At 43.4% G+C, this 17,611-nt stretch carries 14 protein-coding genes; 6 read left to right on the top strand and 8 right to left on the bottom strand.

The genetic code is table 11. From position 1 onward, the window contains the following. Positions 1-45 precede the first annotated feature (45 nt). The 3 genes from BCY91_RS04945 (at position 46) to BCY91_RS04935 (ending at position 2,495) form a co-directional block, all read left to right on the top strand. Positions 46-717, top strand: coding sequence for a hypothetical protein (locus BCY91_RS04945; RefSeq protein ID WP_182995306.1), 672 nt, complete (start codon positions 46-48; stop codon positions 715-717). Further along, positions 717-1,295, top strand: a complete 579-nt coding sequence (locus BCY91_RS04940) for a hypothetical protein (protein WP_120180919.1) — start codon at positions 717-719, stop codon at positions 1,293-1,295. Before BCY91_RS04945 ends, BCY91_RS04940 begins: the two co-directional genes overlap by 1 nt. A gap of 318 nt (positions 1,296-1,613) precedes the next feature. Then, entirely contained in the window at positions 1,614-2,495 is an 882-nt protein-coding gene (locus BCY91_RS04935) for a hypothetical protein (protein WP_120180918.1), read from the top strand. Between the two features lie 205 nt (positions 2,496-2,700). On the opposite strand, the gene BCY91_RS04930 is transcribed toward BCY91_RS04935, so the two are convergent. Beyond that, positions 2,701-3,957, bottom strand: a complete 1,257-nt coding sequence (locus BCY91_RS04930) for a pyridoxal phosphate-dependent aminotransferase (RefSeq protein WP_120180917.1) — start codon at positions 3,955-3,957, stop codon at positions 2,701-2,703. 128 nt (positions 3,958-4,085) lie between these two features. Between BCY91_RS04930 and BCY91_RS04925 the strand changes: the two genes are divergently transcribed. Then, positions 4,086-4,514, top strand: a complete 429-nt coding sequence (locus BCY91_RS04925; RefSeq protein ID WP_120180916.1) for a nuclear transport factor 2 family protein — start codon at positions 4,086-4,088, stop codon at positions 4,512-4,514. A gap of 181 nt (positions 4,515-4,695) precedes the next feature. Here the strand turns inward: BCY91_RS04925 and BCY91_RS04920 are convergent, their stop codons facing one another. Further along, on the bottom strand, positions 4,696-5,676 hold the full coding sequence (locus tag BCY91_RS04920) for a deoxyhypusine synthase family protein (RefSeq protein WP_120180915.1): 981 nt from the start codon (positions 5,674-5,676) through the stop codon (positions 4,696-4,698). A 44-nt stretch (positions 5,677-5,720) separates the two neighbouring features. Here BCY91_RS04920 and BCY91_RS04915 point away from each other — a divergent pair, with 44 nt between their 5' ends. Continuing rightward, a complete protein-coding gene (locus BCY91_RS04915; protein ID WP_120180914.1) occupies positions 5,721-6,860 on the top strand; it encodes a BamA/TamA family outer membrane protein in 1,140 nt (379 codons plus the stop codon). A gap of 103 nt (positions 6,861-6,963) precedes the next feature. Here BCY91_RS04915 and BCY91_RS04910 read toward each other — a convergent pair whose 3' ends face one another. After that, on the bottom strand, positions 6,964-8,031 hold the full coding sequence (locus tag BCY91_RS04910) for an AI-2E family transporter (RefSeq protein ID WP_120180913.1): 1,068 nt from the start codon (positions 8,029-8,031) through the stop codon (positions 6,964-6,966). 140 nt (positions 8,032-8,171) lie between these two features. Beyond that, positions 8,172-8,957 carry an O-methyltransferase gene (locus tag BCY91_RS04905; protein ID WP_120180912.1) on the bottom strand — a complete coding sequence of 262 codons (786 nt, stop codon included), beginning with the start codon at positions 8,955-8,957 and terminating at the stop codon, positions 8,172-8,174. Between the two features lie 104 nt (positions 8,958-9,061). On the opposite strand from BCY91_RS04905, the gene BCY91_RS04900 reads away from it, so the two are divergent. Then, a complete protein-coding gene (locus tag BCY91_RS04900; RefSeq protein ID WP_120180911.1) occupies positions 9,062-9,922 on the top strand; it encodes a transglutaminase-like domain-containing protein in 861 nt (286 codons plus the stop codon). Here the strand turns inward: BCY91_RS04900 and BCY91_RS04895 are convergent. From BCY91_RS04895 to BCY91_RS18125, 4 genes are all read right to left on the bottom strand, one after another. Further along, a complete protein-coding gene (locus BCY91_RS04895) occupies positions 9,919-10,845 on the bottom strand; it encodes an alpha/beta hydrolase (protein WP_120180910.1) in 927 nt (308 codons plus the stop codon). The genes BCY91_RS04900 and BCY91_RS04895 overlap by 4 nt on opposite strands. Next, positions 10,829-11,918 (bottom strand): peptide chain release factor 2 gene (gene prfB, locus BCY91_RS04890; RefSeq protein WP_120180909.1). Its coding sequence is split into 2 segments (ribosomal slippage): positions 10,829-11,857 and positions 11,859-11,918, totalling 1,089 coding nucleotides; the frame shifts between segments, so codons are not numbered across the junction. The genes BCY91_RS04895 and prfB overlap by 17 nt, the downstream gene beginning before the upstream one ends. A 331-nt stretch (positions 11,919-12,249) precedes the next feature. Further along, positions 12,250-12,792, bottom strand: coding sequence for a T9SS type A sorting domain-containing protein (locus BCY91_RS04885; RefSeq protein ID WP_120180908.1), 543 nt, complete (start codon positions 12,790-12,792; stop codon positions 12,250-12,252). Positions 12,793-13,276: 484 nt separating this feature from the next. After that, positions 13,277-14,725, bottom strand: coding sequence for a hypothetical protein (locus BCY91_RS18125; RefSeq protein WP_120180906.1), 1,449 nt, complete (start codon positions 14,723-14,725; stop codon positions 13,277-13,279). Positions 14,726-17,611: the final 2,886 nt, after the last annotated feature.

Below are 17,611 nucleotides of genomic sequence, written 5' to 3'. Positions count from 1 at the left end.
ACCCCCCCCCACTGCGGCAATACCCAAAACGTTAGCAGTAACTTTATGACGAAGAAACTACCAAATAAAAAACAACTTGACACTGCACGACAGCAAAACGTGTGGGACTTTGGTAATGCAATTTTATATAAACTCTGCAAAGACAATTTTGAGCACAAAACAGACGACCATATTCTGACAAAAGTTTTATTCATTGGACGTATTTATGCTGCGGCAGTTGAAAGACGGAAAAATAAGTCAACGGATATTAACGACAATTTTTACACCGAGACTATTGCTCCGACTTTTAGGAAATCGAAACTTGACGAAAAATTATCTTACCTAAAAACGCTAAAAACTGACAAAGTTGAAAACATAAAATCTGTTTTACAGACACATTTTTACTTGACAAGTACGCTTCAAAAAATCACTGCACTTGAGAAGCGTTCGTTTAGTTCAAAATATTTACACTTTCACCTTCCTGACTTGTTTTATATTTACGATAGCAGAGCAGTGACTGCTTTAAGACAATTTACAAGTAACATTCCAGAGGACTTAAAACATATTCTTGAACTCGACAACATTGACAGTGAATACACAAAATTTTATTGCAAATGTTATGACTTCAAAAGAAGAATTAATACTGAATTAAACATTGACTTAACCAACAGACAACTTGACAACTTATTAATTGAAGTAGCTAACAAACAAAGTAGCTTAAAATTGAAAAAACTCTAATGCTAAACGAAGAACAAAAGAAAGACTTTTCATCGCTGAGAGTAGAGCTAATTGATTTGAATATCTTGGCTTGCTTTTACATAAGAAAATTGAATAGAACAGGTTACCTTTTTCAAAATTCAACAAGGCATTTTATGCTCGAAGAGTTTACTGCATTAAGGTATATGGAGAATGGATTAATTCTTCATTTGACAGATCTTGACGATGATAGCTCAACATACTCATTCAGACAAATCCTCAAAGCGACCAGCAAAACATATAAAGACCAAAAAGGAATTAAAGACTTAAAGAAAAAATTTGACACATATCGCAAAAACATTAATGGTTTAAAAGTGAAACATCGTAATAACAGAATTGCACATTTAAACTATTTGGAGGACTTAAATATAGACGAGTTTTTAAACTTCGACAATTATTTAAAACCCTTAATAGCTGAAGCAAATGAAATTGGAGACTTTATTTTTGGTGAGAAAATAGCTTATAGGTTTAAACTTGGGACTTATGAGGGGATATTAAACTTCAGAGAAATATTTGAAACACTTAAGTTTGACATAAATGGTCAACGAGAATTTGTATAACGACAGAAGAAAAGCTACTGCTAACACGGGTTTTGCGTCAGGCGGGCTGACGTGTAAACTTGAAGCCTTGAACTTCTAATAAACTTTATTTATTAATTAAAACTTTGTGCTCCGAAACCCGCCCGAACGCAAAGCCCGAAACCGTTGCATTGAATAGAAACTTTACAAATTTCAGAACGTCCTAACAGTGACGTATAAATAAATCTTGATTACAGCAAATTGAAAAGTCTACACATCAATGAGCGAAAATTTATATCGTAAAAACAAAAACCACTCACTGGCAAGAAATATGCAGCTAAAAACCGATGATTTCTGACAATGAATAAATTCAAGCTGATTGTGCTTTGCACGGCTTTAATCCTTTTCCCCCTTGTCCACTGTTTTGCAAAATGGGACGCTAAACACATCATCTACAACCAAAACCCTATTTTAATTAGCGATACGTTAAAAACAAAATCGTTAAAACAACTTATTCGGCCTTCTTTAGATCTGCTGAGCGCTAATATTTACTGGAACAGCTTGCAAACGCCATCCTACATTGCCCAACAATTCCATTTTTATCATAAAACAGGAACGCCCTTTCTAGAACTACGCGCATTTAATGAACTGTATAAGGGCAAGCTAAACACCGGAATTCACATTCTAGAGGCGGTATTCCGTTATAGCAAGGACAGCCTTCAGCAAATGCAAACGAGTATGAATTTGGCAAAACTCTATTACCAAAACGGAGCGTTTGATGAAAGTGAGGACTGGCTTGCTGTTGTGCAAGAAAAATTTTGGGCGCATTTATCCTCCCGAAAACGTTTGGATTTATTGCTTTTAAAAAGCGACTTATTTTTAGCCGAGGGTAATTACCAACGTGCAGAACGGACGCTTATTTCACAAGCTTTGCCATTGGGAAGCAAATTAGGCGCACGTCAGGCCTATAAATGTTACCTTTTGCTAGGCAAAGTTTATTATAAATGGAAGCAATACACGCCGGCCAAGTGGTTCTTTTTACAGGCTAACAGCATTGCGCTAAACATTAATTTTATCAGTGGGCGGATTGAAACCTCGCTGCTATTGGCAAAAGCTAAAATAAAGGGGAAAGATTACACCATTGCCTTGCAGGATTTGTCGCGCGCGAGCAACTTAATGCGAAGCGGAAATTTTGAGACTTACCGGCGGGATTTGCAGGAAATGCGTGCAGAAAGTCTGTGAGAGTAAAAAGGAGCAAGGAGTCAAGATTAAAGAGCAAAGAATAAAGAATAAGGACTGAGGCGTTAACCTTTAGGGCTAAAGCCTGATGTAATTAGGATCCTGTTTTAACGATAATTTGCAGTGCGTATAATAAGCAGATTAATTGTTACTAAGCCTAAATACATCAGACCATGGAAGTCCCGGCAGAAAAATTTGAACTCCTCTCCTATTTCAAGTTTTCTAGTGCTTTCTTCAGAGCGGGCATTTTACTTTCTATTTCTGTTGCGGAGCAGGCACCTACCGATGCCCGGAACCAGCACAAATCATCGGTACCAAAAGCAGCAAATGGCACCAATGCAATGTTTGCTTCTTTAATGAGGTAAAAATTGAGTTGAGTGGCGTTTTGTAACACGTTGCCGTCTGGTGTAGTTTTGTCTAGATAATCAATTTTTAAAGTCAGGTAAATTGCGCCCATAGGTTCAATGGCATCTACTGCGAAACCTTGATTTTTTAAATCGGTGATGCCTTTGTAAAGGGTATCTAAACTGTGTTTAATTTGTGTTTTAAATGTATTTAAAAATGATGTTACAGCGGTTTTATCATCTAAAAACTGCGCAGTGGCCATTTGTTCGGCTTTTGGTGCCCAAGCACCCATGTGGCCTACAATGGCTTTCATTTTGCTGATAACATTTGCCGGACCAAATCCCCAACCTACCCTTACGCCTGTAGCGGCAAAACATTTTGAACTGCCATCAATAAAAATGGTATAATCGCGTAAAGCTGGTATTAAACTTACCGGGTCAACATGCCTATGGTTGCCGAAAGTTAGTTGCGAATAAATCTGATCGTAAAGGATGTACAATGGTTTTTCATCAGCACCTCTTTGTTGGTTTTCTGCCAACACCAGTTCGCATATTTCTTTTAATCCTTCGGCAGAAAACATGGTGCCGGTGGGGTTTAAGGGCGAGCATAAAGCCAACAAAGTTGCTCCTTTTAAATAAGGTTTCAAATCTGCACCGGTTGGCATAAAGTTATGCTCCGGAGAAGTTGGCACTGCCACTCCTTTTGCGCCTAAAAGATGCACGTAATGGTTATTATTCCACGACGGAGCCGGGTAAACCACCGTGTCGCCAGCATCAATGAGCGCTAAATAGGTGGCGTAAATCAAAGGCCGCGAGCCTCCGGAAATTAAAATTTCTGACGCGGCATCGTATTTCAGATTAAACTGCTCTTGCAAAAACGTAGCTACGCTTTTACGCAAGGGCAAAACACCGTCGGCAGGCGGATAGTTGGTTTGGTTATCCTGATAAGCTTTAACAATGTTGGTTTCCAGCTCTTGTGGGATGGGAAAAAGCTTCGAATCAAAATCGCCGATGGTTAAGTTGGCAATCGCTACGCCTTTGGCTTTCATCTCGTTTACCTCGCCGGCAATTTTTATTATTTCGGAACCTATTAAAGTTTGGGCTAATGCGGATACTTTCATAAGCGCCAAAGTTAGAAAAAGCTGATGAAAATGGATTGATGACACCGTACTAATTGAAAAATCTTAAATTAGACGCATGTTAAAAAGCGGGATATTTACATCCGCAAAAAAATTAAACTATTGATGAAATGAAGAAGATTAGTTTTTTGACTGTATTAGCAGTAATGTTGAGCCTCAACCTAAAAGCCCAAAACCCAAAGGCGGAAGTAGAAAATGCGGTGACTTACCTAATTAACGCATTAATAAGTGGCAAGCAGGCAGATTTAGAATTTATAGCCAGCGATAGCTTAAGCTATGGCCACTCGAGCGGTAAAATTGAAAGTAAAGCGCAATTTGTAAATTCATTGGTAACCAACCAATCGGATTTTGTGAGCATCGATATTAGCAAACAGCATATTACCATAGATGGCAACACGGCTATTGTGCGCCACCAGCTTTATGCAAAAACTAACGACAGAGGCAACCCGGGCGAAGTAACTTTGGGTATTATGCTGGTATTTAGCAAGCAAGCCAACGGCGAGTGGAAGTTATTGGCAAGGCAGGCGTATAAGGTGTAGGGGGAAGGCTTAAGGTTTGAGGCTTTAGGTGTAGGGTGGAAGGTATAAGATTTAGGCTGGAGGCCGAACAAAAAAAGGGATTGTGCTTTTGCAAATCCCTTTTTTTAACTGAAAAATCAAAAGTAAAAAGTAAAAACCAGCGCACTCAATACCCAATACTCAATACTCAATAACTCGATACTTACTGTCCTAAAATCCAAGCAAAAATGAGCGGGGCTACAATAGTAGCGTCAGATTCTACAATAAACTTAGGGGTGTGGATGTCCAGTTTTCCCCAAGTGATTTTCTCGTTAGGCACTGCGCCAGAATAAGAACCGTAAGAGGTGGTAGAGTCAGAAATTTGGCAGAAATAGCTCCAGAACGGAATGTTTTCCATCTCCAAATCCTGATAAAGCATAGGCACCACGCAAATAGGGAAATCGCCGGCAATACCGCCGCCTATCTGGAAAAAGCCAATGCCTTTACCGTCCGAATTATCTTTGTACCAATCGGCCAGCCAAGCCATATATTCGATACCGCTTTTCATGGTAGTAGCTTTCAACTCGCCTTTTATCACGTAAGATGCGAAGATGTTGCCCATGGTAGAATCTTCCCAGCCCGGCACTACAATCGGCAGGTTTTTTTCCGCAGCCGCTAACATCCACGAGTTTTTCGGGTCAATTTCGTAGTACTGCTCCAAATCACCACTTAACAGCATTTTGTACATATACTCATGCGGAAAATAGCGCTCGCCCGCGGCTTCTGCATCTTTCCAAATTTTTTCGATGTGCTTTTGCAACCTTCTAAAAGCTTCTTCCTCGGGAATGCAGGTATCGGTAACGCGATTGTAGTGGTTTTCTAGCAAATCCCACTCGTCTTGTGGACTTAAATCGCGATAGTTAGGTACTCTTTTATAGTGTGAGTGGGCTACCAAATTCATGATATCTTCCTCTAAATTTGCGCCCGTACAAGAAATAATAGAAACTTTATCCTGGCGGATCATCTCTGCTAAAGAAATCCCTAACTCGGCAGTACTCATAGCACCTGCAAGGGTAATCATCATCTTTCCGCCCTCGTCTAGGTGGGTTTCGTAACCTTTTGCCGCGTCAACCAAAGCCGCTGCGTTAAAGTGCAAATAATTTTTCTCTATAAATTGAGAGATAGGTCCTCTTTGCTTGCTCATATTCTTTTCGTTTTTTTGCAAAAATAGGATTTTAAGCCGAAGGGATGAATTGTTTTAAGTTTAAGCTTGTTTACACCGTTTTATGTTTGTTGGCGTTTGAGCAGGCTGTTGCGCAAAGGAAAATAATTAATAAGGTTTTTTCTGATGATACCACACGCCACAACAGCTTTTTGCCTGTGCCTTTGTTTGGTTACTCGCAAGAGGCGGGGCTTACTTTAGGTGCCGCCGGCATCTATTCTTTTTATACGCATAAGAACGATACGGTGACCAAAGCCTCGCAAGCTTATGGGGTTTTGGGCTTTAGCACCAAAGGACGCGTGCAGATAAGCTTAAAAACCGATGTTTGGGCCGCACACAACAAATACCACTACATTACCGAAGCCAAATTTTTGAACCAGCCTTTTAATTTTTACGGCATAGGCAACCAAACACAAAAGGCCGATGAAGATAAAATAAACCTTAAACGCTTTAGGCTTAACGGCGAGTTGGAGCGCCGCGTGGCCCGGCATTTTTATTTAGGCGGTGGCGCCGAGTATGAAAATTTGCGTTTCCGCGATAAAGAAGCCGGCGGCATTTACAGCAGCGCCCCAAATTTGGTGGACCGCGATGGCGGAGAGTTTCTGTTTTTAAAGGCAACATCTTTTTTTGATTCGCGCGATAACGTGCCCTACCCCAACAAAGGCTTTTATGCACGCTTACAATACGGCTATGCACCTAACTTTTTTGGAAGCCCCAATTTTGAAGGCAGCTTGCTTAACGCAGATTTGCGTGCTTTCCATAGCTTTAGCCAAAGCTTTAAACTAGCTTTAAATGCTACTTATGAGGGTTTGTTGAGTAACAACGCCGTCCCGTTTTACTTGTTGAGGCAACTAGGGAACGACCAGTTTATGCGCGGTTATTACAGCGGCCGTTTTAGAGACGAGAATTTGCTGACCTCGCAGGTGGAGTTGCGTTACCGCCCGATACCGCGTTTTGGTTTAACGGCTTTTGGCGGCACGGGGAAAGTTTTTGGCCAACAGTCTTTTGCCGACGGCCAGTTTAAGCCCACCTACGGCTTGGGCGCACGTTTCTTTTTTGATTTAGAAAAGGGTTTGGCCTTGCGGTTTGACTATGCTTTGGGCGAGAAACCCGCCAACGAAAAGCGCATCAGCGGGTTTTACATTTCTTTAGGAGAGGCTTTTTAAACAACAGAACATTTGTGTTAGGGATGGAAGCGGATACCGGCCTGTGCTTAATGCCTTGTGACGTATGAGCGGACAGCCCGTTAAAACACCCAAAACATACAATTTACTCGCGCAATGGGTTTTTCTCCGGAACATCTGTACCCAGCAGTACGCCCCATTTTTTGAAATTGTTGGTACGGTCAAAAGCGATTTTAAGGATGGCGATGATAGGCAATGCCAAAAACATTCCGGAAATACCCGCCAAACTGCCGGCAACCACTATGCCCACTAAAGCTACCAAACTGTTGATTTGTACCTTTGAGCCCACAATGCGCGGCATTAAAATATTATTGTCTAGAAACTGCACAACGGCGATAACGCCCAATACCGTGAAAATTGGCCATATTTCTTGCGACGAACTTACAGTTAACAGCACGCCCAAAATATTTCCAAATAATGCGCCTATGTAGGGGATAAGGTTGAGAACAGCGAAAAGCACACCTATCAATAAGGCGTGTTTAATTCCAATGATCCACAAAATACCGCCTAATAAAACGGTGATGTAGGCAATTTGTATCAGCAGGCCCATTAAGTAGCTTTGGATAATTTTCTCGATCTGTTGGATGCTTTCTTTCACGTTTGGCAAATCCTCATCACTAAACCACATGATGCAAAATTTGAGCAATAGGTTTTTGTAGGCCAATATGAGGTAGATGTAGATGGGCAAAAGACCAAAAAAGATAAAAGCACCCGAAACCGAGTTAAAGATGCTGCCTAAAATGGCGCCCGTGCTATTTAACAGCTTGTTGCTTTGTTCGTTAATAAAGGCAATTTGCTCTTTGGTAGAGTAATGGGTAAAACCGCTGATCCAATTGCTAAGCGCATTTAGGTGGATGTTGATGTTCTTTTTTATCTGCGGAAAATCACTGACTAAAACATTAATTTGGGCCGAAAAAAACCAGATTAAACCCGCCACAACGACAATTAAGATGAGTATTGGGATAATGATAGCGATGGAAGTTGGTATTTTTTTGCCCACCAAAAAACGATAAACGGGCAACAACAACATGCTTAAAAAGAAAGCCAACAGCAAAGGCATTATCACGTTGCTCCCCACTAGGATAATAAAGCCTATTAGGACCAAACCTAAAAGCTCGAGCGCTCTTTTAGCAGTAACCGGAAATTCTTTCATGTATTTATTTTTCTATTTGCAAAGATGCCATTGTTGTGCCAAACGAATGTACAGGATGTGCTTCACAACAAAAAATTAAAATAGCCAGTATGGTTATTTTAGTTTTTAGTGATTTTCTAAAATAAGGCAAAGAGTAATGCCTAAAACCTAATTTTAAAATCCTGCCTCGCCTGCCCTTTTCTAAAAAAAACCAGGCCAATCCAAAATAAATCTATGCTAACGCTGACTTGCGGGTGTGCTTTAATTTGCTCCCAAGCTTGCTGCATGCCTTTGCTCCAATAAATATCATCAAAAACCAAAACTGAGTGCTCGTGTACTTTGGGCAGGCATAAATTAAAATAGTTTAAAGTAGCCTCTTTGCGGTGGTTGCCGTCAATAAATACAAAATCCAAATTCTGTTGTTGCGCAATAAATGGTGCTAAGGTTTCATCAAAATTGCCTACAATTACTTCCACGTTGTTGATACCCAATTTTTGCCAGTTTTCTTGTGCTATCTGCGCCGTTTGCGGGCAGCCTTCCATCGTAACTACCTTAGCCTGCGGCAAAGCTTTAGCAAAATAAGCGCTGGTTAGCCCTAAACACGTACCTAGCTCCAAAATCTGTTTCGGGTTAAATTCTTTTGCCAAGCGATATAACAGCTGCGCCAGTTTTTTAGGTTTTAAGGCATTTTTTGCAATACTTTTAACTGCTTTTTGTTTTTGGTTGTTAATGTGCGAGCCTGCGCCCAAATCCGTCACCGTAATCACGCGCTCATCTTTAAGCAACTGCTTTCTCAGATTTTCTAAATCTGCATAAGCCTCTTTGGCGCTAAAATCGTAAATTACCTCATCCACCAAACGATACACAAATGGCGAATGCGTGCCGTGGCGCGATTTGGCATTTAAAATGTGCTTGATATAATTGCTGAAAAGGGTGGTGTTGAGCATGTTGGTAGTGAGTAGTGGGTATTGGGTAGTGAGTATTGGGTATTGAGTATTGGGTAGTGAATATTTGCTTTTCTATTTGAAATGCCAAATATCGATTTTAGAATATGGAAACCAAAGAAATAAATTCCTTGATTAAGTTGTTGGATGATCCGGATCCGCAGATTTTTAGCCATGTGGAAGATAAGTTGCTGAGCTATGGCAACGTTGCCATTGGCTATCTGGAGCGGGCTTGGGAACAATCTTTTGATGCCGTATTGCAGGGCCGGATTGAAAATTTAGTGCATAAAATCCAATATCAAAACGTTAAAGAAGATTTAGCCTTATGGCACCAAAGCGGTGGCTTTGATTTATTGAGGGGGTTCCTCATCATAAACCGTTACCAATATCCAGATTTAAACGAAGAAAAAATCATCCAACAAATAGATGCCATTAAACGCGATGTATGGTTGCAGATGATGTACGAAGCCAGTCCGGTAGAAAAAGTTAAACTGCTGAACCATATTTTTTACAATGTGTACGGCTTCTCTGGCAATACCAAAAACCATCAAAGTCCGCAAAACTCTTATTTAAACCAGGTTTTAGAAACAAAAAAAGGGAATCAAATTTCTTTAGCCATCATTTACTCGGTGATAGCGCAAAAGCTGGACATCCCGATTTACGGAGTTAACTTACCGCAACATTTTATTTTGGCTTATGTAGATGAGTTTGAAAAAAGTGATGATGCTGAAAGTAATGTGCTTTTTTATATCAACGTATTTAACAAGGGCTACATTTTCGCTAAGCGCGATATTGACCAGTTTTTGCGCCAGCTGCAAATAAAGCCCGAAAGGTTTTTTTATGAGCCTTGCAGCAACGTAGAAATTATAAAAAGGGTATTGCGGAATTTAATTAGCGCCTACGAAAAGGCAGGCGCTAATGATAAGGTGAAAGAACTGATTAAACTGCTGGAAGTGTTTGCCAATTAATCTAGCATTTTGATAGCGTGCAACCAGCTGATCATACTATCAAACCATTTTTCGGAAGTGGTGGGGTTGTTCATCCCGAAACCATGTCCGCCAGCCGGATAAAAATGCGCCTCTGCCGGCACACCGTTGTTTTTTAAGGCTAGCATATAATCTACGCTATTTTCAACCGGCACAGTTTTATCGTCATTAGCATGAAACAAAAATGCCGGAGGCGTTTGCGCGTTTATCTGTAGCTCATTGGAGTATTTCTGTATCAAAGTATCCGAAGCGTTAGCACCCAGTAAATTTGTTTTAGAACCCTTGTGCGTATATTGGCCCATGGAGATTACCGGATAACCTAAAACCGAAAAATCTGGCCTTAAGCTGATGCCTTCGCTATCCTCTATCAAAGCATCTGCAAAGTGGGTGGATAAGGTAGAGGCCAAATGCCCGCCAGCAGAAAAACCCATAATTCCTATCCTTAGCGGATTAATTTTCCATTTTTCGGCATTCGCGCGTACTGTTTTTATCGCCTGTTGGGCATCTTGCAAAGGACCGATGTTTTTATTTGCCATAATTTGATCCGACGGCAGGCGGTATTTTAACACAAAAGCCGTAATCCCCTGCGCGTTTAACGCTTTGGCCACATCAATGCCTTCATGGCTAAAAGCTAAATGTGAATATCCGCCGCCGGGACAAATAATAATGGCCGTGCCGTTAGGTTTCTCGGCAAAAAACATGTACAGCTCGGGTTTAAAAACTTTAGAAAAGCCAATGCGACCGTTTCCGGACACGGTTTTTTGCTCGGCATAATCTTTAGCTTGGACAGCGTTAGGGATTTTTCCCGGATATAAATCCATCACGTTTTGCGCAAATGCAGTGCTTGCTAAAATCGACATAAAAATTGCCGTTAAACCTTTTTTAAATTTAGTTGTTGCCTCCATATTCCATTAAATATGATTTCAAAAATTCGTCCAGCTCGCCATCTAAAACCGCTTGGGCGTTAGATGTTTCATAATCGGTACGTAAATCTTTTACCAGTTTGTAGGGGTGCAGCACATAATTACGGATTTGCGAACCCCACTCAATTTTCTTTTTATTGCCCTCAATGGAATTGGTGAGTTCCATTTTTTTGCGCATCTCTATTTCGTAAAGTTGCGATTTTAAAAGGCGTATGGCGTTTTCTTTATTTTGCAGTTGCGACCGCGATTCTTGGTTTTTGATAATAATGCCAGATGGCTTGTGGTACAAACGGACAGCCGTTTCTACTTTGTTCACGTTTTGGCCTCCGGCACCGCCGGACCTAAAAGTCTCAAACTCGATGTCGGCAGGGTTTACTTCAATTTCTATACTATCATCCACCAGCGGGTACACATAAACCGAGGCGAAAGAAGTATGGCGCTTAGCATTGGCATCAAAGGGCGAAATACGCACCAAGCGGTGCACCCCGTTTTCGCCTTTCAAATATCCGTAAGAGAAATCGCCGTCAAATTGCAGGGTTACGGTTTTTATGCCCGCCACATCCCCTTCTTGGTAATCTTGTTCGGTAATTTTATAGCCGTTCTTTTGCCCCCACATCATGTACATCCGCATCAGCATAGATGCCCAATCGCAACTTTCTGTACCGCCCGCGCCCGATGTTATTTGCAAAACAGCGCTCAACTGGTCCTCCTCTGCCGAGAGCATGTTTTTAAATTCCAGCTCGTCGGTATGTTTTAGCGCCAGTTCATAGGCCTCGTTGAGTTCGGCCTCGCTGGCCTCGCCCATCTGGTAAAACTCTAAAAGCACCGCCAAATCTTCCAGCTCTGTAGCCAAGGCTGTATAGGCATCTGTCCACACCTTTTTGCTTTTTATCGCGTTCAGTACTTTTTCGGCTTCTTTGGGTTGATCCCAAAAATCGGGAGTTAGTGTTTTCGCTTCTTCTTCTTGTAAAATTTCTAGTTTGGCATCAACGTCAAAGATGCCTCCTCAGAGACGCTAGTCTGTCTCTTAAATCCTGTAAGTTTTCCTTAGTCATGCTGCAAATATAAAGTTTTTGGAAAGATTGAAGAGTTGATTGAGTTCATTAGTAGAAGGAAGTTCATTGTTAAAAAAAGGGGTTCATTGGTGACGGGAGTTCATTAGTGACGGAGTTCATTGAGTTCATTAGGGAGGACAAAGTTCAGCGAGTTCATTCGTGGCGAAGCTCACTGAGTTAAAAGAAGTCCTTTTGAACGCATAACTTGATCACCAATACCTACTGAACTAGTGACTAATGAACTAATGACAAATGAACTCAATGATTAATGAACTGCAAAAAAAAATCCCCAGCCAAAAGCCGAGGATTCAGATTTGAGAGCATTGTAATATTATAGAGCTACAGTTTTTTCTTGTAAACCTGCAACCAATAGTTTTTTGGTATACACTTTTTTGTTGGCCACAACTTTAAGAGAATAAACACCTGCAGGCACATAACCGAAAGTAAATTTAAGCTCATGTTTGCCTTGTGTTAAGGTATAGTTTTGCGAGCTAAGCGGTTGGCCCCACATATCAATTAAAGAAACCTTTGCGCCGTTATCATCAATTAAGCTTAATGCAACAGTGGTGTAGTTTACAGCTGGGTTAGGGAAAGCTTGGATGACGTTCAAATCTGATTCGGCATAAACCGGAGTGTTGATGTTAACATACTCGTGGCTGCTTGGCTGTTGGAAACCCTGAGTGAGGTAATTGCTACCATCTTGGGTTAAAGTGTTGGTCATAAAAGCCTGGCCAATTGAAAACTGAACGCTTTCGCCGAAAACTGAAGTTGCTTCGCCTCCACCAGAAGTGATTGCAGCTCTTTCTATAGTTTGAGCAACAGATGCAAGTGCTAAAGTTGCAACTAAAACGGCTGTTAAGATTGTTGTTTTCATGCCTAGGCTTAGACAAGTGTTAAGCCACGGGGAAAACTTCCACAATTTGGCGCGCCAAAACAGCAATATACGGCAGTTTTTAGGAGTGAAAAATCGGATAAAAACAGCGCTTAAAGCACTTTTAAGAGTGTTTTGTAGGTTTACAGAATTTGTTTTGCTTTTTTTAGCAAGCTTGATATAGCACCGAAAACGCGATTCAAATTTCGGGATTTATTTCCCCAAAATTCCCATTTAGCAAATAAAACGGGGAATTCTAGCGCCAAATATTGATGCTCTATGAATAGCAGAATGGTTAGATTTTCACCTTGGCACGGGGTGTTTTTGAAAGTTAGCGCATACGGATGTAAGCAGAAAAAGTTTCAAATATCAAATTAATATTTTTGTAGACTATTTTTCTCGTATTGTAGATTTTTGAGAAAGAATGAGAACAAAAAAAACCTCTGCGGGGTGGATGCAGAGGTTCTTTGCTCAATTTAAATGTATTTTACTGGATAATCGTAATGTTAAGCTGAGTGTCAGACATTGTTACCGCTGTATTCGTATTATTGAAACTAATTTCAATCTTATTAGTCCCAACTACTCGAGCGTACCCTATGGCAACCGTAGCTGGCAAGGCACTACGCGGAGAAACCATGACAGTAGCTGTATTTGCATCTAACCCAGTGATTCCTGACAATGTGTAAGTTCTGTTGGTAGAACTTGTGTAAGCAGAAACTGTAAAACTTCCGCTAGCAATCGTTGTTTTATAAATACCGTTAATTACTGTATTACTTCCCACCTGTAAAGTACTAGTGTGCGTATTACCGACTACTTGCAACTCAGAATCAGCGGTTACGCCTGCTGTGTTAATGCCTACCCGAACGTCATTATTTAAGCCTGTCCCCTGCATTCTCAACATCTCCACGTTTCCGGCAGGAGAGTAGTTGTATTTAGAAAATACAATCGGTTCATCTCCGTCATCACCAATGATAAAATCTAAGCGCCCGTTGTTACTGGTGCCACTACTTCCAATTTCGAAATAGTCGGTTCCGGCCGCGCTACCTTTCAATCTAAAGTTACCCTCGGTAGTGGTAAAGAACATCGGCTTGTAAAAATCAGCTGCGCTTGCGGCAAACTGTAAAGCAGAGGTGGTACCATTACCATTAATGTAAACCAAAGGCTGGCTGTTATCTGTATAATCCGTATAAGATTGTGTTAACCCTAGCGTTTGTCTCCTACCAAACTGCAACATTTGCGTGTTATTAGATCCGATTTTGAATACTGCATCATTAGTAGTGCCTAAAAACGACGACGACGTAGTATTTGAGTTGCCTGTCATAGACCAGTTATTTGCCGATGCTTCGTTTGCTGGTGCCCAAGTGGTTCCGTTGTATTTTAGCACCTGACCGCTTGTAGCTGACATGCTGTTTAACTTAACTGCTGTCACGCTACCGTTGGCCAATTCGTTAGCCGTCACGGCACTTGTGGCAATCTTTGCAGTTGTTACAGCATTGTTAGCTAAATCTGCCGTAGCAATTGTGTTATCAGCGATTTTGGCACTGGTAATTGCATTATTAGCAATAGTTGGAGACGTAGCCGAACCTGTTAAATCCCCACTTAACTGGATAATACCTTTTGCAGAAGCGGTGGCATCAGATGCTCCAGAAGCTGGCGCCACAGGCTTCCATTCGCCATAAACATTAGTTAAGACATCACCATTATTACCGCCAGTGGTAGATAATTTACTTACGCTAATAGCTTTATAAGCAATCGCTGCATCAGTTACCGCATCCCATGCAAGTTTATCCTTAGAAATATTGCCAGCCAATTTTGCATTTGATATTGTTCCGTTTTGGATTTTAGCATCGTAAACAGCTCCGTCTTGGAGATTGTATCCTTGAATCGTGCCGCTTCCAATTTTATCTGCCGTTATCGCACCGCTCTTAATCTGCATCTGATTTAGAGAACCTGTGATGTCACCTCCGCCAGCTCCTATTGTGGCATACCTGTCTACATTAATCGTAGTTCCACTGATGTTGATCAGATCGCCTGCCGTATAAGTGCCCCCGGTTCCTGCTGGGCCTTGCGGACCCTGAGGACCAGTTGCGCCGGTATCGCCTTTCGGACCTTGTGGTCCTGCAGAGCCGGTAGCTCCTGTTGCTCCAGCTGGACCTTGTGGACCGGTTGGACCTTGGGCGCCCACTAAAGACACCCCTGCCGGCCATGCGCCCGAAGCTTTAGGGCCGTATATCATTTTGGTACTTGTGTTATAATAAAAATCGCCGTTTGTTCCCAATGATGCAGCAGGAGGTGTCGCAGTGCCACTTAAAATAGTTTTACCGTCCAAACCAGCTGCACCCGTTGCCCCGGCTGGACCTGTCGCCCCGGTCAAACCTATCGGACCTTGAGCTCCGGGATCGCCCTTGTCGCCTTTATCTCCTTTTAAGCCTTGAGCACCAGTTGCACCAGCAGGACCTGTTGCCCCGGTCAAACCTATCGGACCTTGAGCTCCGGGATCGCCCTTGTCTCCTTTTAAACCTTGTGGACCGGCAACTCCCGTGTCACCTTTTGGACCTTGTGGACCAGTAGCACCTGTATCTCCCTTATCGCCCTTTGATCCTTGTGGACCGGCAACTCCAGTGTCGCCTTTTGGACCTTGTGGACCAGTAGCACCTGTATCTCCCTTGTCGCCTTTTAAGCCTTGCACACCTTGGTCACCTTTTGCGCCTGTATCTCCTTTTAAGCCTTGAGCACCAGTTGCACCAGCAGGACCGGCAGGACCTGTTGCCCCGGTCAAACCTATCGGACCTTGAATACCCTGAATTCCTTGATCGCCTTTTGGACCAGCAGAACCTACTTCGCCTTGGTCACCTTTAGGACCGGTTTCTCCTTTCGGACCTTGAATCCCCTGAGTTCCTTGATCGCCTTTTGGACCCGCTTCACCAACTGGACCTTGTGGACCCATAGCGCCAGTAGCACCTGTATCTCCCTTGTCGCCTTTTAAGCCTTGCACACCTTGGTCNGCACCTGTATCTCCCTTGTCGCCTTTTAAGCCTTGCACACCTTGGTCGCCTTTTGCGCCTGTATCTCCTTTCGGACCTTGAATACCCTGAATTCCTTGATCGCCTTTTGGACCAGCTACACCAACTGGACCTTGTGGACCCGTAGCGCCAGTAGCACCTGTATCTCCCTTGTCGCCTTTTAAGCCTTGTGGACCAGCTACACCGGCAGGACCTTGTGGACCCGTAGCGCCAGTAGCACCTGTATCTCCCTTCTCGCCTTTCAAGCCCTGAACGCCAGTATCGCCTTTAGGACCTTGTGGACCTGCTTCGCCTTGGATACCTTGGTCACCTTTAGGACCGGTTTCTCCTTTAGGACCTTGGATACCCTGAATTCCTTGATCGCCTTTTGGACCAGCTTCACCAGCTGGACCTTGTGGACCCGTGGCACCAGTAGCACCTGTATCTCCCTTGTCGCCTTTTAAGCCTTGCACACCTTGGTCGCCTTTTGCGCCTGTATCTCCTTTAGGACCTTGTGGGCCTGCTTCGCCTTGGGTACCTTGATCACCTTTAGGACCGGTTTCGCCTTTCGGACCTTGTGGACCGGCAACTCCCGTGTCACCTGTATCGCCTTTTGGACCGGCAGGACCTGTTGCCCCGGTCAAACCTATCGGACCTTGAATACCCTGAATTCCTTGATCGCCTTTTGGACCAGCAGAACCTACTTCGCCTTGGTCACCTTTAGGACCGGTTTCTCCTTTCGGACCTTGAATCCCCTGAGTTCCTTGATCGCCTTTTGGACCCGCTTCACCAGCTGGACCCTGTGGACCCGTAGCGCCAGTAGCACCTGTATCTCCCTTGTCGCCTTTTAAGCCTTGCACACCTTGGTCGCCTTTTGCGCCTGTATCTCCTTTCGGACCTTGAATACCCTGAATTCCTTGATCGCCTTTTGGACCCGCTTCACCAGCTGGACCTTGTGGACCCGTAGCGCCAGTAGCACCTGTATCTCCCTTGTCACCTTTCACCCCCGGAGCTCCAGTCAAACCTATCGAACCTTGAACTCCAGGATCGCCTTTCGGACCTTGTGGACCTGCTGCACCGGCAGGACCTTGTGGACCCGTAGCGCCAGTAGCACCTGTATCGCCCTTGTCGCCTTTTAAGCCTTGCACACCTTGGTCGCCTTTTGCGCCTGTATCTCCTTTCGGACCTTGTGGACCTGCTTCGCCTTGGACACCTTGGTCACCTTTAGGGCCGGTTTCTCCTTGGATACCTTGAATACCCTGAATTCCTTGATCGCCTTTTGCACCAGCAGGACCTGTGGCCCCGGTCAAACCTATCGGACCTTGAACCCCAGGATCGCCCTTGTCGCCTTTCAAGCCCTGAACGCCAGTATCGCCTTGCGGACCTTGAGGACCTACTTCGCCTTGGACACCCTGTATACCTTGGTCTCCCTTATCGCCTTTTTCTCCCGGTAAGCCTTGTAGACCGGTTTCACCTTGGACACCTTGTGGACCCGCAGGTCCTGTTTCGCCTTGAGGACCTGTTGCTCCCGGAGCACCGTCGTTACCTTTTTCGCCTTTCTCACCCTGAAGACCTTGTGGACCGGTTTCACCTTGGATACCTTGTGGACCTGTTTCGCCTTGTGGACCTTGGACGCCCGGTTCGCCTTGAGGACCCGCCGGACCCTGAGCGCCGTCGTTACCTTTCTCGCCCTGCTCTCCTTTATCGCCTTTCTCGCCCTGAATACCTTGTGGGCCGGTTTCACCTTGTAATCCTTGAGGACCCACGTTGCCGTCCTTTCCGTCTGCACCTTTCAGAGAAGCAAGATATTCTGTCTCTGT

The organism is Pelobium manganitolerans (assembly GCF_003609575.1).
Taxonomy (GTDB): domain Bacteria; phylum Bacteroidota; class Bacteroidia; order Sphingobacteriales; family Sphingobacteriaceae; genus Pseudopedobacter; species Pseudopedobacter manganitolerans.
Note: the sequence above shows the minus strand (reverse complement) of the source record. Positions and strands in the feature narration are given on the sequence as shown.

Excerpts from the sequence above, each read along its gene's own strand:
- BCY91_RS04885 (WP_120180908.1), bottom strand. The coding sequence starts at position 12,792 with ATGAAAACAACAATCTTAACAGCCGTTTTAGTTGCAACTTTAGCACTT.
- BCY91_RS04895 (WP_120180910.1), bottom strand. The coding sequence starts at position 10,845 with ATGGAGGCAACAACTAAATTTAAAAAAGGTTTAACGGCAATTTTTATG.
- BCY91_RS04910 (WP_120180913.1), bottom strand. The coding sequence starts at position 8,031 with ATGAAAGAATTTCCGGTTACTGCTAAAAGAGCGCTCGAGCTTTTAGGT.
- BCY91_RS04920 (WP_120180915.1), bottom strand. The coding sequence starts at position 5,676 with ATGAGCAAGCAAAGAGGACCTATCTCTCAATTTATAGAGAAAAATTAT.
- BCY91_RS04935 (WP_120180918.1), top strand. The coding sequence starts at position 1,614 with ATGAATAAATTCAAGCTGATTGTGCTTTGCACGGCTTTAATCCTTTTC.
- BCY91_RS04915 (WP_120180914.1), top strand. The coding sequence starts at position 5,721 with ATGAATTGTTTTAAGTTTAAGCTTGTTTACACCGTTTTATGTTTGTTG.
- BCY91_RS04925 (WP_120180916.1), top strand. The coding sequence starts at position 4,086 with ATGAAGAAGATTAGTTTTTTGACTGTATTAGCAGTAATGTTGAGCCTC.
- BCY91_RS18125 (WP_120180906.1), bottom strand. The coding sequence starts at position 14,725 with ATGCAGATTAAGAGCGGTGCGATAACGGCAGATAAAATTGGAAGCGGC.
- BCY91_RS04940 (WP_120180919.1), top strand. The coding sequence starts at position 717 with ATGCTAAACGAAGAACAAAAGAAAGACTTTTCATCGCTGAGAGTAGAG.
- BCY91_RS04945 (WP_182995306.1), top strand. The coding sequence starts at position 46 with ATGACGAAGAAACTACCAAATAAAAAACAACTTGACACTGCACGACAG.
- BCY91_RS04930 (WP_120180917.1), bottom strand. The coding sequence starts at position 3,957 with ATGAAAGTATCCGCATTAGCCCAAACTTTAATAGGTTCCGAAATAATA.
- BCY91_RS04905 (WP_120180912.1), bottom strand. The coding sequence starts at position 8,957 with ATGCTCAACACCACCCTTTTCAGCAATTATATCAAGCACATTTTAAAT.
- BCY91_RS04900 (WP_120180911.1), top strand. The coding sequence starts at position 9,062 with ATGGAAACCAAAGAAATAAATTCCTTGATTAAGTTGTTGGATGATCCG.